This is a genomic window from Pontiella sulfatireligans, assembly GCF_900890705.1.
GTDB classification, from domain to species: Bacteria; Verrucomicrobiota; Kiritimatiellia; order Kiritimatiellales; family Pontiellaceae; genus Pontiella; species Pontiella sulfatireligans.
On sequence record NZ_CAAHFH010000002.1, the window covers coordinates 2,595,853 to 2,609,414 of the forward strand.

The following is a 13,562-nucleotide window of genomic DNA, read 5'->3' on the forward strand; positions in this document are numbered from 1 at the left end:
CGATGACAAGGAGTATGTCTATGGAAAATCAAACAGGCAACGCAGTGGCAGATACGGGGGAGTTCGCAGTGGCCGAGGTCTCTGGATCCGAGTATGGGCAGATTAAGATCAACAACAATGTCATCGCCATTATTGCGCATGAAACGGCCAAAAAGGTTCCGGGCGTGGTCGAGCTTCAGGGTTCGTTGGCGGACGACCTTGCCGGGATTATCGGCAAGAGGGCCAAGGACAAAGGCATCCGGATTGAAAAGGAAAACGAAGAGCTGTTGACCATCGACCTTACGGTGGTGCTCGAATTCGGCGTGAAGATTCCGGATATTTGCCTGCAGCTTCAGTCGGCCGTGAAGGACGCGGTTGAAGACATGACCGGCCAGAAGGTTTATGCCGTCAACGTGATGGTGCAAGGCATCCGCAACATGGAATCAAAGAAGTCCGAGGAATAGGCCATGAATGCGCGCTCAGGAAAGTTAGGTAATTTTGTGACAACCCTTCTGCTGCTGTTGATTGGCGGAGGATTGATCTACGGAAGCCTCGTGAATGTGGAGGTTGGTCAGCAGATTGGTGAGGCGCTGAAGATGCCGTTGGTCGGCTCCGGAGTGGGGGTGATCCTGATTTTGGCTGTATTTTTGCGCTGGATCGGCGGTGGCAGACGCAAGCCGAAGGAAACCTTTATCGACTTTCAGTCCGACGATGGCAGCGTGGGCATCAGCACCCGGGCCATCCAAGACTTCATCGAGCGGGTCGGCAAAGAGTTCGCCGCGGTGAAGAGCATTGAATCCGTACTGTTTCAAGACAAAGGGGCGTTGGATATTGCGCTGAATGTGAAAGTGGTTTCCGGCAATAAGATTCCCGAACTTTCGCAGGTGCTCCAGCAGCGCATCCGCGAGAGCGTCCGCGAATCGCTCGGCCTCGATGAAATCCGCAACATCACCATCAAGGTGCAGGAGATCGTTGGCGAACCCTCGAAACCTGTTCCCGAAGAAGCGCCTCCGGCGGAATAAATTGGTGGCGGCATGATTCTTTTGCGGACGTTGCACAGGAGCTTGTTTGGTCTCGGCGCCACAGTGGCGCTGCTGGTTCTTGCGGGATGCGTGGGGCTGCCGACCGGCAAACCTGCGGGGCCGTGGCATGAAGCCTATGAACCCATCAACGACCCTGCTTCCGAAGCCTTTGTTTCAAATGCTTTGCAACGGGCTGTGGCCGCCTTTGGCGATCCGGTTGTTCCGGTAAACAAGGTGTTGCTCCGTCGCTCTAAAAAAACCGAGGCGGCCAAGCGCTACCACATCGGGGAAGATTTTTCGCTCACGGAGTGCTTCGACTCGTCCAACGGGGTATTCGTCATCTATCTCGCTGTCGACCCCGGTCACGTCAACTATTATGCGCTGCTCGGCCACGAGTGCACCCACCTGATCAACCCCTACATCACCGACTGGTATATGGAGGGCATGGCTACCGTTTTTTCCCAGCAGATCTGCAAGCAGCTCGGCGTGAAGTGGGGCGATTGGGAGCGGCACTTCAACCGCTCGCGCCGCCAGCCCTATGCACTCTCCTACCGGATGATGCTCCAGTTGCAGGAGGTGTTCCCCAGAGACTACCCCTTGATGATCAACTACACGACGCCCATTAAAAAGCGAGACGAGTGGCTGCGCATCGACATCGACGCCTGGCTTGACAGCCTGGCGCCCGCCCGCCGGCTGCAGGCGCTCTCCATTATCGAGCCCTACGTAAAAGAGCTGAACCGGAACGTGGGAACCCAGTATGCTTTCCAAACGCCAGAAGCTTTGAAATAAGGAGGCTTCCATGCCGATGATCCGTTTGCAGTGCCCGCAGGAAATCCCAGCCGACGTGCTCGCAGAGCTCTCCTCTCTCGTGGCCGAAACGATCGGCAAACCGGAGAAATATGTGATGGTCGTTGCGGAAAAAGCCGACCTGATGATGTCCGGCATCGCCGGCTCCGCCGTCTATGCCGAGGTCAAGAGCCTCGGTGGTCTCAACCGGGTGGTGAACCACGAACTCACCATGAAAATCTGCATTTTGCTCAACGACCACCTCGGCATTCCCGCCGACCGCATCTACGTCACCTTCCAGTCGTTGGTGCCCGACCACTGGGGCTGGAACGGCTCCACGTTTGGGTGAAAGTAGATGGCGGCTTCCAGCCGCGTTGCGCTCGCCAAGCATCAAGCTGTTCTGCCGCAACGAGGCTGGAAGCCTCGTCTACGATAAAGCAGAGGGGGTATGGGCAAAGGAGAAAGAACGAATTCTAGGATTCATCGGCTGACCCCTTTTTCGCTTCTCATGGATTGGCTCATAGAGCCAATTCTACAACACGAGCTGGTGTAGTGTCGGCTCTGTGAGCCGATTGCGCCTCCGGAACCTCATTCGTGAAATGCTCTAGCAGTCTGTCGGAGTTAGAACCCCGCACTGGCGACATCCCGGCATGAACTTATCAAGTAAAAGAGGCAAAGGCCGGGCGAAGCAAGAAAATGTCTGAAAATACGCCCGAAAATGTGCCGACAGTGCATTGGCGTGCTGTTTTGCGGTTGCCGCCGGGTGTTTCGGGGCACGCGCCGCCATGAGCTTGAATATTTTCTTTAGATTGTAACTGAGGCAGACGAGGCTCCATTCGGTTTCGGCTTTCTCCTTCCCCCTCATCGAGAAGCGGCGGAAGCCGAGCACTTCCTTGATAACCCCGAAAACGGGTTCGACGGTTTGCTTGCGCTGCTTGTAGAGCGCCTTCCCTTCGGGGGTCTTGAGACGGTAGGCCATCTGTTCCTTGATGGGTGCGCCAGGTGGCGGCGGGGTCGGCAGCGGTTGCTTCTCGAGGTCGGCAACGCTGACGTGGTGCGAGCCTTTGGCCATGGCGCTGTACACCGTCGGCCCGCCACCGGTTTCGGCGTCTTTGACGGCCTTCTCACTGTAGTAGCCGGTATCGGTCAATACGCTTTCCGGAGTGGCCGCTTCCTCAGGAATGCTTGCGAGAACAGGATTGAGCTGCTCTTTGTCATTGGGCGCATCGGTGACGAGCTGACCAACGATGAGATAGGTTTCGGTGTCTACAGCGGCCTGCGCGTTGTAGGCCTGTTCGAAGTGGCTGCCGTTGCCGGCCTTCATGATGCGGCTTTCGGGGTCGGTAAAATTGTATTGCTTCTTATCCGGCGGCTCTGCGGATGGAGGTTTAGGTTCTTTTCCCCGCGGTTTCTTGTTTTTACGCTTTTCCTCGAAGGCCGTTTTCTTCTCTTCGTACTCGGCCTGTTTTTGTTTGCGCTCCTCTTCGTAGCGCGCCTTGATCACTGCCCGGGCGTGCTCCAGGCTCTTGATGCGGTCTTCGCGCCGGACGATTTCGTCCGGGATGCTCAGCCCGTCATCAAGCGGGACGTTATCGACCTGCTCGGCTTTGGCGGCGAGTTGTTCGACTTCCTTGCGCAGCAGTTCGACCTGCTCGCCGGCATGCTTGTAGCTGACAGCGGAATGCTTGCTGGCACTGGCTTTGATCTTGGTGCCATCGACGCTCACGGTGCCGACCTTTTTGAGACCGGCGGTTTCCTGCGCCATGAGCAGCACCCGTACAAAAGCCTTTTCGAACAGCTCGCGGTTCGTGCGGCGAAAGGCACAGATCGTGTCGTGATCGGGATGCAGGCTGCCGCCGCAGATGTAGCGAACGATGACGTCCGACCAGGTCGCATCCTCGATCCCGCGCGAGGAGAAGCGGCCCGTGGCGTAGCAATAGATCAGCAGAGTCAGCATCATGCGCGGCGGATACTGCTCGTCGCCAGTTCCCCGAAGGTTGAAGCGGAAGTCTCCAGCGGGAAGCCGGTCCACCGCATCGATCAGGAAATGCACAATGTGCTTCTGAGGAATCCAGTCGCGCAGGTCTGGCGGAAGCAGCATCGGGGTGTCGCGGTCGAGGTTCTTGAGTCGTGTGGCCATCACTTCCTTTTGGTTAAGACAGGCATAGACTGGCACAGTCTCATGAATATTGAAATATTATTCGCAAGCTAAGTCCGACAGACTGCTAGTTATTAACGCCTAGTGCTGTCCGATGCAGGACGGCGTATTCCACGCCGTGCGGGATGGGTTTGCTGTGAATCAGCTCGACGGCTTCGATGCGGGTTCGGCCGAACGGCGCGTCTTTATAGTGCTCCAGCTTGCTCAGCAGTGATTCCGTGTGGCCGGGTGTTTTGATTCGCCCGAGCGTTAAGTGCGGCGAAAACGGCTTGGAGTCGAATTCAACCTCCGCAGTTTGAAGCACCTCGACGGTTCTATGCTGCAACTCCATCAGGGGAGGGCTGTCGGTAATGCCGGCCCACAGCACGCGGGGCCGGCTGGATTTGCCAAAGAAGCCTGTTCCGGCCACTTCCAAATCGAAAATTCGTTGCACTGATGTGTCGAGCGCGGCCTCTAGGGGGTGGATCTTGTCGAGGGGGAGCTGGCCAAGAAAGGCGAGGGTCAGGTGCATGCTGTCCGGCTTAACCCAGCGCACGTCGGCGTGAGCTTTTTTAAGCTTCTGCTGCAGTTCATCCAGCTTGGCGCGAATCGCCTCGCCGATATCGATCGCGATAAATGCCCTGATGGTTTCCATTTGAAAACCCTCCCTTCGAGGTGCACAATCCTACCTGTCATGGTTGAGATAATTAAAGGCGATATCACAAAGCTCGAAGTCGATGCAATCGTCAACGCCGCCAACTGCACCTTGTTGGGCGGAGGCGGGGTGGACGGGGCCATCCATCGTGCGGCGGGCCCGCGGCTGCAGGCGGCTTGCGCCATGCTTGGCGGCTGCGTTACAGGATCGGCCAAGCTCACCCAGGGATATGATCTTCCCGCCCATTATGTGATTCACGCGGTGGGCCCGGTCTGGTCCGGCGGAGGCAAGCACGAGGACGAACTGCTGGCGTCCTGCTACCGGTCGGCGATGCAGTTGACCGAGGAGCATCGGATCAATACCATCGCCTTTCCCTGCATCAGCACGGGCATCTACCGTTTCCCGTTTGAGCGCGCCTGCGGGATTGCGCTGAGCGAAATCTTCCGCGCGCTGGACGAGGGGAGCCGCGTCAAGCAGGTTTATTGCGTCTGCTTTTCGGATGAAGACCTTGAGGTGTATCAGAAGGTGCTGGCCACTTTTGGGCAGCCTACTCCACCTCCACTTTGAAAAACCGGCTGTTTTGCAACGGTTCTGCTGCATAGACGTTGATGGGCACGGTGCTGGTGACGCCGCTGTCGATGAGCTGCCAGTCGTTCGAGGCAAGATTGGACGCGCCCCACAGCGAATAGGTGCGGTTGGAGGCGCTGCTCCAGCGAACAACTATGTTGGTGCTTGAGTTTGCGATGTCATCGAAGCAGAAGAGTGAGCTTTTCTCGGAGGGGTTGGTTCCGGCAAGCACTTCGCTGCGGTCGTCCGCGCCGTCGCCATCGCTATCGGGGTTTTTGGAGCCAGTGCCGATGGCCGCTTCGTCGGCGTCGGTGAGCCCGTCGTTGTCGTCGTCCTCATCAAGGTAGTCGAGGAGTCCATCTCCATCGGCATCCACTTGCGCGATTCGGTCCAATTCGGACTGATCCAGCGCCTGCCCATAGATGCGTACGTCGTCGATAATGCCTTGGAAGGCCGCTGCTCCATCGAAAGCACCCAGTTCAATCCCTTGGAGGCGAATAGAGTTGGATGCGGTGCCCGAGCTGAATTGCCAGTCCGATCCATCCCAGATTGCGAAGCGGTGCCCGGCGTTGCTGTCGATGAGCGCCACGAAGACATCGGTTTCCAGAGGGATGCTTTTGAGGCTGTCGACCCGTGTGCCGCCAAAGTCGAACCCGAGGCTTTCGGGAATGCCGCCGGCTTCGCGAGTGAACAGGCGCCATCCGTCGGTTCCGGCATCCGATGAGGCAATGATTCGGTCTCCGCTGAGTTCCTGACGAGGGGAGAGGTTGATCCAGGCGGTGACGGTCCAGCTGTTGGCGGCTGTTGTGGAATCGGGGTGGCTGCCGGCGATGTAGCTTCCATCCGTTTTCAGCGTTCCGGCGTCGATGTAACCGTCGATCCCGAGGGAAACCGCTTCATTGCTCCATGTGCAGGAACCCACTAAGGCGGCAACATTCGTTTCTCCGGAAATCGTTTCCGTGGTGTTTGTGCCTGAGCCCTCCTCAAGATTCCAGTGCAGCAGGGGAGGCGTCGGAGGGATAAACTCAACGGCTCCGATGTCGCCCAGCCCGTTCGCTGGCCGGTCGATGCGTATCTGGTCCATGGTCAAGGGCAAGGCGCTGTAGCTTGAGGTCCAGATTGAAAAATCGATACGGTGATTCTCTGTTAAATCACCGTCATCGAAGAGGGCCTGCCACGCGTCGTCGCCCAGCAATTCAGGCCCCATCCCCAGAATGTTTTCAGCCTCAAGCGCTTTGTCTAGTCGATGCCAGAACTCGATGTAGGGATAGTTGCTGAGCTGCGAGGGCCAAGTGTCGGCAGGGCCGAACCAAAGAGTGCCCGCCAGTGTCAGGATCGGATCCCCGTCGGGATCGGTGTAGGGTTGGATACCATTTGTCTCGGTGTTGTCGCTGTCTACGGTCGTCAGGAAGGCTTCAAAATTTGTCGTGAATGAATAAGCAAAGTTGGGAAGGTTATATTCGTCCTCAATCCGCCCGAGCATGATTTCCAGAAAGTTGTTGTCTGACGGTTTTACATCGTATTCGGCGAGGGTTTTATTCAGGGAATAGGCCGAAGCGGGCACCTGGTCGATGGCGTTTCCTTTGGGGGAATAGCGGAGCACGGCTGGATTCAGCGCATCTACTCCGGCCGAAAGAATGTCCGCTGAGCGGGTGACGCCACCGTCGAGGTCGAGAACGTCGGCTATATCAACCCCATCCTGGTCTCCTGTTTTCGGGTAGTGCTTCCGGCAGAGCGAATTCCAGTATCGCTCGCCGACGGGGACGAGAATCTGGCTGAAGTTGATGGCGCCGATACGGTTGTGCCCCAGGCTGATAAATTCGAATAGGGATCCTGTAAAGATATCCTGGTTATAGACGGAACCGCCGAATTCATGGACGGTATTGCCGGCCACGATGGAGTGGCCAATGGTCATGCTTTCGACGGCATGCGCGTTGCCGATGGTGGCGGCAATCCCGCCCGCCAGGTTGGACTTGCCCAGCTCGTTGGTTCGCGCCACGCCGTGGGTCTGGTTCTCGACGACGGAGCAACCTTGTATGAGAAGGTTGCCGTTCGATGCGTATGCCCCGGCGCCGCGCCAGTATCCAAAGGACAAAGGAACTAAAATATCGACCAGATTTTCGGCAATGGTGCAGTTCAGCAGTTTTAAGGTTTTCGATTTTCCAATGCCGCCTCCATCCGAATAGACCCCGCCGCCATAGGCGAAGATTCCGGAGATCCGGTTGCCCGTGACGGCGGACCGCTCAACGGTCGAAACCGTCTGCGCCGCGTCGGCGCCGCCCACCGAAAAAACGCCGCCGCCGGAGACCCCGGCGCCGGCCAATGTATTCCCGCTGACCACGCAATCACTGATCTCGACCACATCCGCATAGATGCCGCCGCCGAACACGCCGCCTTCTCGGCCATCGCGAACCGGCATGTTCCATGCTTGGCTGCAGGCATTGCCATACAGCCGGCAGTTTTCCAGATGCGCAACGCCCCACACAGCCGCGGCGCCGCCGCGCGCACGGGTCGACACCTGCCCGTATTCAACCTCTGGATCGGGCGCCGGCAACTCAATCGACACGCTCCGGCCTTCGGTAATCGATACGTTCTTCATCGTTAGGTTCCCGTAAACCGCCAACACGCGGGCCGGGTTCAGGTCTCCGCCTCCCCACTTCAACGTGATGCCCAGCGGGAGGGCCGAAGCATCAATCACGACGTTCTTCTGTGCGTAGAGGGCTGAGCTGCCGTAGTCGCGCTCGAAGTAGCCCACGAGGTAGGAGATCTGGCCGCTGGGCGTGTCGTTTATGCCCATCACTTCGCCTTTCAGCGTGGAGTGCTCTTCGCCCACGATGGACAGTTCTATGACGCATCCATCGAGGCTTTGATCAAAAACGATGGATTCCCCGGAGGCGGCCTGAGCGAGTGCTGAGCGTAGCGTGACATGCCCTGGCGCCGTCGCCGGAACGTCCTCTAGGCTGTTGACCACGACCGTGGCATGGGCGGGCATTAAACCACATGCTCCCGCGATGAAAGAAACGAGCCACAGCGTTGTCAAAGAAGCTTTCATATTGAATCTCCCAGAGTGTGTTGCTTATTTTTACTCCGCATCCGAGGCGTGGGGAAGCCCTAATCAATGTTTTATAGGTGTTGCGAGCCGCCTCAAACGGGCAAGCTGCGCCGGATTCCGATCCGGCGTCTGGACACGCAACGACACCGGATCGGAATCCGCTGGCACGACTAACCGTTATGAGAGTTCGAGGTGGCCGGCGAGGAGCTCGCGCAGGGTTTGTTCGGCCTCCTCGATGCGCGCTTCGTGGCCGGGGGCGGCGGCAAGGCGGATTTCCACTTTGCCCATGCCGGGGTAGAAGCCAAGGTCGATGCCTTGCGGTTCGTAGCCCGTCGCTTCGAGAATCGTGACAATATCCGACTCGCCAATGCCTTGGGTGCAGACTACGCGCACGAGCCGGGGCCGGGCGTCGGCATAGCGCTTTTTAAGCCACGGGATGATTTCCTCGGAGAGGATGGCGTTGAACTCATTGGGCGGCCCCGGAAGTACAAACAGAATTTTCTTTTGGGGCAGTTCGATGCGCTGGCCGGGGGCGGCTCCGACGGAGTTGGGCAGGACCACGGCGCTTTCGAGCACCTGCGCCTGGCGCGTGGAGGCGAGGGTGATGGTGCGCCCGCGCTGTTCGTACCATTCCTTGAGATAATCGACGGTGGGTTGGTCGATCACAACTTTTTGGTTCAGCAGTTTTGCGAGCGCATCGCGCGTGATGTCGTCGATGGTGGGGCCGAGTCCGCCACTGGCGAAAACGAGATCAACGCGGGCAAGCGCCTCGTCGACGGCGCTTCCAATGACGGGGATGTCGTCGGGAATGGTGGTGTCGCGCGAAAGCTGGAGGCCGATGGCGGCAAGCGCCTCGCCGAGGTCGCGCCCGTGCGTGTTGAGCGTCCGCCCGCTGAGGAGTTCGTTGCCGATGGAAATGAGTTCTGCTTGGATGTTCATAAACCGCTGGTCTCCGATTTTTGCACTAATCTACGTTTTGTTTCGTAATACATTGTCGATTAGTGTGGATTAGTGGCAGGGAAAATCATGCATAAAAACGAAAAAATAACGGTGGAGCCCTGCCGCGCCGGCCGGCTGGACGCGTTTTTGGCGGAGGCGGTGCCGGAGGTGTCGCGCTCGTTCTGGAAGACGCTGATCCAGGGCGGGCGGGTGACCCTGAACGGGGGCGCGTGCAAGCCGAACCAAAAACTGAAGACCGGCGATGAGCTTTGCTGGACTTTGCCGGAGGAGGGGCCGAGCGAACCGCAACCGGAGGAAATTCCGCTCAATATTCTGTTTGAAGATGATGCATTGCTGGTGCTCAACAAGCCTCCGGGGCTGGTGGTGCATCCAGCGGTCGGGAACTCGACGGGCACGCTGCTGCATGGGCTGCTCTTTTATGATCCGGTGTTTCAGACCTTGGAGCGCGCGGGCATTGTGCACCGGCTCGATAAGGATACGAGCGGCGTGATGGTGGTGGCCAAGAGTGCGAAGGCTCTGGAAGAGCTGCGCCGTCAGTTCAAGGCCAGGGAGACCGAAAAGGAATATCTGGCGCTGGTTTGGGGGCGACCTCCGGAGAGCGGACGGATCGAGACGCTGCTCGGCCGGCATCCAAGGCACCGCAAGAAGCAGGCGGTGCTGGAGGAGGGCGGCCGCGAGGCGGTGTCCAATTTCAAAACCTTGGAAACGTTTAAAGAGGTGACGCTGGTGCAGGTGAAGATCGAAACGGGGCGGACACACCAGATTCGGGTGCATATGGCGCACTTGGGGCATCCGGTGGTGGGCGACTCGGTTTATGGGCGCGCTCGGAAGCATAATCTGCCCATGATGCCGGAACGGCAGATGCTGCATGCCGCTAAGTTGGGGATTGCGCACCCGGGTTCGGGGAAAAGGCTTTCCTTCGAAGCGCCGTTGTTTGATGATATGCACCAACTTTTGGAACTTTTACGGAACGGATAATGGCGGAAACAACATATCAGGGCTTGATCGAGGATTTAGAGAAATATCTCGAATATCAGCGCGACGAGGGCGTTCAGCGGCTGGAGGTCGATCGCGCGGTGCTTGAGGAACTGGCCAAGGAGCCGGAAGCGGAAAAACCGGAGACGGTGACGGTTGAGGCGACGCCGATTCCGGCCGACTTTAAATCGCTGGAAGAAATTGCCGCGCATATTGCCACGTGCCGGAACTGCCCACTTTGCCAAGAGCGGAACTCGACGGTTCCGGGCGAGGGTTGCGCCGATTCGCCGGAGATCATGTTTGTGGGCGAGGGGCCGGGCGCGGAAGAGGATGCGCAGGGCCGGCCGTTTGTTGGCAAGGCGGGCAGGCTGTTCGGAAAAATGATCGAGGCGATGGGCTATCAGCGGAGCGAGGTTTATATTGCCAATGTGGTGAAGTGCCGCCCGCCGGATAACCGCAAGCCGAAGCGCGAGGAGATGGTCTTGTGCCTGCCGTACCTGCGCCAGCAGATCCGGCTGATCCAGCCAAAGATCCTTGTCGGCCTCGGCGGCACGGCGGTGGAGGGGCTGTTGGGCAAGCCGGTGCGCATTACGCGCATGCGCGGCGTTTGGCAGGAATATGAGGGCATCAAGCTGATGCCGACCTTTCACCCGGCGTATTTGTTGCGCGACCCGACGAAAAAGAAGGATGCCTGGGCGGATCTGCAGCTGGTTCTCGGAGAACTGGGCCGGGAACCGCCTCCACGAAAATAATTGAACGGTGATCATCCTTTTCATGTCTTGAAAGATTTTACTGGAAAGGGGTGCGCTTTCGCCTAACATGGCGCTCAAGCATGATAAAAAATTTACAGAGCGATCCGGAAGAGCTTCCGGAGGAAATAGAGGAGCGGCCTGATGCCCTTCTGGAAGAAGTTCCGGAAGAGGAGGGCCCTCCTGATGCGGAGCTTGTTCTCAAAGCCCAACAGGGCGATGTACAGGCGTTTGACGTTTTGGTGGATCGCTATCACGGAAGAATCTACGGTTTGACCTACAACATGTGCTCGAACCGCGAGGACGCCGAGGATCTGACCCAGGAGGTTTTTGTGAAGGCCTTCAGCGCATTGCCACGGTTTAAAGGTAAATCCTCCTTCTACACTTGGCTCTACCGCATAGCGGTCAACAAGACCATTAACTACCGAAAAAAGCGCAACCGCAAGCGCACCCTGAGCCTGGATTCGTTCGATCAAGAGATCAAAAGCGACGAGGCCTACCACGATCTAACGTCCAAAGGATCGCCCCTGCGGAACATCAGTTTATCGGAACTTCAAATAAAATTGAACGAAGCCCTGCAGAGCCTGTCAGAAAAGCACAGAACCGTTGTGGTTATGCATGATATGCAGGGGATACCGCACGAAGAAATCGCAAAAGTGGTAGGGGCCTCGGTAGGCACGGTGAGATCAAGATTATTCTATGCAAGAAGGCAAATGCAGTCAGAATTGGCGGAGTTCGTAAAATGATGGGCAGCAAAGACAACCTAGACACGACGGTCGAGCAGCAGACCGAGCTTCTATTGAAGCAGTTGATGCATCTGAAACAGTACGAAAAACCTGAAACTGCTCGGATGACCCGCAACAAGCAAAACATTATGCGGATGGTGCGCCAAGCCAACGGCAGCAAGCGAAAATCTCTGGGCGATCTGCTGGAGATCAACATGCCGTGGCTCTTTGCAGAACCAAAATATGGAGTGGCCTTGCTTTTTGTGGCCTTTGTCGGCCTGCAGTATGCCGGGATCAATGCCCGGCACGAGTCGAGCACCGGAACCGGCATCTATGCCCCCTCAACCAGTCTTGTCGCCGTAAACTCGATTTCTACCGCCACCAACTCCATCTCCTACCCCAAATTTCCGGACAACGTTGCGCTTTTTCCGCAAGGGAACCGGAGCAGCGACATCAAGTTTGTTGGGCGGATTGAAAAGTAGTCCCTGTTATTTCTCCTCCCCCTCCCGAAAGGGAAAGCGCCCGAGCAGCAAGCCGGGCGCTTTTTTTTTGTCTTGGCATCGCCCGTAGATCCGGTGACCAGTGCAACAGCTAATTAATCTGTTTTCTTTTTCTTCGGGTTGCGGCGGACGTTCTTTTTGGGGCCGGTGGATTTGGCGTGGAGCTTATTGCTTTCGACGGGCGCGAGGCGCCACGAATTTTGTTCGCGGATCTTGCTGTGCTTGTGGACCTGTTTGTCCGGGGTGTGCTTGGATTGGACATTTCCGGAATAGTTTTTGATCTGCTCGCTGTGGAAGGGGTGGTCTTCATCAACTTCGATCTCTTCGCCGAGGTGGGTGAGGATTTCTCGCAGGTAGCTTTTTTCGGAGGGATCGCAAAAGCTCAGCGCAATGCCGGATGCGCCGGCGCGCGCGGTGCGTCCGATGCGGTGGACGAAGGTTTCGGCCTCATTGGGCAGGTCGAAGTTGATGATGTGCGAAATGTTTTCGATATCGATCCCGCGGGCGGCAAGATCGGTAGCCACGAGCACGGGCGTTTCGCCGGAGCGGAAGTCTTCCAGAATATTCTGCCGGTGCGTCTGCGTTTTGTCGCCATGAAACACTTCAACAGGCAGGTCCGATTTTTTGAGTTGCTCGGTCAGGCGGTCGGCACCGCGCCGAGTGCGGCAGAAAACGAGCACGCGTTCATATTCAAGGCGGCGCAGCATCCATTCGAGCAGGGCGAACTTATTGTTCTTTTCCACGTAGTAGAGCGTCTTGGCAATGTTTTCGGCGGCGGCGGAGACGGGGTCGCTCGAAACATGCTTTGGCTTCCGCAGGATCACGTTGGCCAGATGGAGCGCTGCCGCAGGCATGGTGGCCGAAAAGAAGAGCGCTTGCCGGGATTGGGGCAGCATCGGAGCGATTTTGCGGATGTCGGGGGCAAAGCCCATGTCGAGCATGCGGTCGGCTTCATCGACCACAAACACTTCCACCTGGTCGAGGCTGAGCGCTTTGCGGTCGATCAGGTCGAGCATGCGTCCGGGCGTGGCAACGAGGATGTCGACGCCTTTGCGCAGGGCCATGATTTGATCGATGTATTCGGTTCCGCCGTGGACGAGCAGGGTGTTGAGCTCGGTATGCACGGCGAAGGCCTTGATGTTTTTGTGCAGCTGAATGGCCAGCTCGCGGGTGGGGGAGAGGATCAGGGAGCGGACGCGGATTTCGCGCGCGGCGGTCCAAGTGTCTTCCAGTCGTTGGATGAGCGGCAGGGCGAATGCGGCTGTTTTGCCGGTTCCGGTGCGGGCGCAGCCGATGATGTCGCGCCCGGACTGGATGGCCGGGATGGCCTCGGCTTGGATGGGGGTCGGGGTTTCAAAACCGCAGTCGGTAATGGCGTGGAGAATCTTTTCGTTCGGAATAAGCTCAGAAAATTGCATGGGAGGAACGTAGCGGGCGGCGGGGATATAGGCAAAA

The 13,562-nt window shown here is 57.7% G+C and carries 14 protein-coding genes and 1 pseudogene; 10 read left to right on the forward strand and 5 right to left on the reverse strand.

What is annotated here, in order from left to right:
* Positions 1–20: 20 nt before the first annotated feature.
* Genes SCARR_RS23655 through SCARR_RS28410 form a run of 5 tightly spaced genes read left to right on the forward strand, consistent with a single transcriptional unit; the run spans position 21 to position 2,278 of the window.
* Positions 21–443 carry an Asp23/Gls24 family envelope stress response protein gene (locus SCARR_RS23655; RefSeq protein ID WP_168433561.1) on the forward strand — a complete coding sequence of 141 codons (423 nt, stop codon included), beginning with the start codon at positions 21–23 and terminating at the stop codon, positions 441–443.
* Positions 444–446: 3 nt separating this feature from the next.
* Entirely contained in the window at positions 447–1,001 is a 555-nt protein-coding gene (locus SCARR_RS23660; protein ID WP_136064313.1) for an Asp23/Gls24 family envelope stress response protein, read from the forward strand.
* Positions 1,002–1,013: 12 nt separating this feature from the next.
* Entirely contained in the window at positions 1,014–1,790 is a 777-nt protein-coding gene (locus SCARR_RS23665) for a hypothetical protein (protein ID WP_136064315.1), read from the forward strand.
* A gap of 10 nt (positions 1,791–1,800) precedes the next feature.
* Positions 1,801–2,136: a phenylpyruvate tautomerase MIF-related protein gene (locus tag SCARR_RS23670; RefSeq protein WP_136064317.1), complete on the forward strand. Its 336-nt coding sequence runs from the start codon at positions 1,801–1,803 to the stop codon at positions 2,134–2,136.
* The gene (locus SCARR_RS28410) at positions 2,129–2,278 is read left to right on the forward strand and encodes a hypothetical protein (protein WP_168433562.1); all 150 of its coding nucleotides are present in this window, start codon (positions 2,129–2,131) and stop codon (positions 2,276–2,278) included. Before SCARR_RS23670 ends, SCARR_RS28410 begins: the two co-directional genes overlap by 8 nt.
* A gap of 296 nt (positions 2,279–2,574) precedes the next feature.
* Here SCARR_RS28410 and SCARR_RS23675 read toward each other — a convergent pair.
* Positions 2,575–3,927, reverse strand: a pseudogene (locus SCARR_RS23675) (transposase); the annotation flags it as partial.
* 85 nt (positions 3,928–4,012) lie between these two features.
* Positions 4,013–4,579, reverse strand: a complete 567-nt coding sequence (gene thpR, locus SCARR_RS23680; RefSeq protein WP_136064319.1) for an RNA 2',3'-cyclic phosphodiesterase — start codon at positions 4,577–4,579, stop codon at positions 4,013–4,015.
* 39 nt (positions 4,580–4,618) lie between these two features.
* Between thpR and SCARR_RS23685 the strand changes: the two genes are divergently transcribed.
* On the forward strand, positions 4,619–5,146 hold the full coding sequence (locus tag SCARR_RS23685; RefSeq protein ID WP_136064322.1) for an O-acetyl-ADP-ribose deacetylase: 528 nt from the start codon (positions 4,619–4,621) through the stop codon (positions 5,144–5,146).
* Here the strand turns inward: SCARR_RS23685 and SCARR_RS23690 are convergent.
* Positions 5,127–8,198: a LamG-like jellyroll fold domain-containing protein gene (locus SCARR_RS23690; protein WP_136064324.1), complete on the reverse strand. Its 3,072-nt coding sequence runs from the start codon at positions 8,196–8,198 to the stop codon at positions 5,127–5,129. The genes SCARR_RS23685 and SCARR_RS23690 overlap by 20 nt on opposite strands.
* 177 nt (positions 8,199–8,375) lie before the next feature.
* Complete coding sequence (locus SCARR_RS23695) at positions 8,376–9,137, reverse strand: competence/damage-inducible protein A (RefSeq protein ID WP_136064326.1); 762 nt, start codon at positions 9,135–9,137, stop codon at positions 8,376–8,378.
* 87 nt (positions 9,138–9,224) lie between these two features.
* On the opposite strand from SCARR_RS23695, the gene SCARR_RS23700 reads away from it, so the two are divergent.
* The 4 genes from SCARR_RS23700 (at position 9,225) to SCARR_RS23715 (ending at position 12,089) form a co-directional block, all read left to right on the forward strand.
* On the forward strand, positions 9,225–10,136 hold the full coding sequence (locus tag SCARR_RS23700; RefSeq protein WP_136064328.1) for an RluA family pseudouridine synthase: 912 nt from the start codon (positions 9,225–9,227) through the stop codon (positions 10,134–10,136).
* Entirely contained in the window at positions 10,136–10,885 is a 750-nt protein-coding gene (locus SCARR_RS23705) for a uracil-DNA glycosylase (RefSeq protein WP_136064330.1), read from the forward strand. Before SCARR_RS23700 ends, SCARR_RS23705 begins: the two co-directional genes overlap by 1 nt.
* Positions 10,886–10,965: 80 nt before the next feature.
* Entirely contained in the window at positions 10,966–11,628 is a 663-nt protein-coding gene (locus SCARR_RS23710) for an RNA polymerase sigma factor (protein ID WP_136064332.1), read from the forward strand.
* The gene (locus SCARR_RS23715) at positions 11,625–12,089 is read left to right on the forward strand and encodes a hypothetical protein (RefSeq protein ID WP_136064334.1); all 465 of its coding nucleotides are present in this window, start codon (positions 11,625–11,627) and stop codon (positions 12,087–12,089) included. Before SCARR_RS23710 ends, SCARR_RS23715 begins: the two co-directional genes overlap by 4 nt.
* A 113-nt stretch (positions 12,090–12,202) precedes the next feature.
* Here SCARR_RS23715 and SCARR_RS23720 read toward each other — a convergent pair whose 3' ends face one another.
* A complete protein-coding gene (locus tag SCARR_RS23720; RefSeq protein ID WP_136064336.1) occupies positions 12,203–13,525 on the reverse strand; it encodes a DEAD/DEAH box helicase in 1,323 nt (440 codons plus the stop codon).
* Between the last annotated feature and the right edge of the window lie 37 nt (positions 13,526–13,562).

Bases quoted from the DNA above. Each gene is read 5' to 3' on its own strand.
- SCARR_RS23690 (WP_136064324.1), bottom strand. From the start codon at position 8,198: ATGAAAGCTTCTTTGACAACGCTGTGGCTCGTTTCTTTCATCGCGGGA.
- SCARR_RS23660 (WP_136064313.1), top strand. From the start codon at position 447: ATGAATGCGCGCTCAGGAAAGTTAGGTAATTTTGTGACAACCCTTCTG.
- SCARR_RS23720 (WP_136064336.1), bottom strand. From the start codon at position 13,525: ATGCAATTTTCTGAGCTTATTCCGAACGAAAAGATTCTCCACGCCATT.
- thpR (WP_136064319.1), bottom strand. From the start codon at position 4,579: ATGGAAACCATCAGGGCATTTATCGCGATCGATATCGGCGAGGCGATT.
- SCARR_RS23665 (WP_136064315.1), top strand. From the start codon at position 1,014: ATGATTCTTTTGCGGACGTTGCACAGGAGCTTGTTTGGTCTCGGCGCC.
- SCARR_RS23705 (WP_136064330.1), top strand. From the start codon at position 10,136: ATGGCGGAAACAACATATCAGGGCTTGATCGAGGATTTAGAGAAATAT.
- SCARR_RS23700 (WP_136064328.1), top strand. From the start codon at position 9,225: ATGCATAAAAACGAAAAAATAACGGTGGAGCCCTGCCGCGCCGGCCGG.
- SCARR_RS23685 (WP_136064322.1), top strand. From the start codon at position 4,619: ATGGTTGAGATAATTAAAGGCGATATCACAAAGCTCGAAGTCGATGCA.
- SCARR_RS23715 (WP_136064334.1), top strand. From the start codon at position 11,625: ATGATGGGCAGCAAAGACAACCTAGACACGACGGTCGAGCAGCAGACC.
- SCARR_RS23670 (WP_136064317.1), top strand. From the start codon at position 1,801: ATGCCGATGATCCGTTTGCAGTGCCCGCAGGAAATCCCAGCCGACGTG.
- SCARR_RS23695 (WP_136064326.1), bottom strand. From the start codon at position 9,137: ATGAACATCCAAGCAGAACTCATTTCCATCGGCAACGAACTCCTCAGC.
- SCARR_RS23710 (WP_136064332.1), top strand. From the start codon at position 10,966: ATGATAAAAAATTTACAGAGCGATCCGGAAGAGCTTCCGGAGGAAATA.
- SCARR_RS23655 (WP_168433561.1), top strand. From the start codon at position 21: ATGGAAAATCAAACAGGCAACGCAGTGGCAGATACGGGGGAGTTCGCA.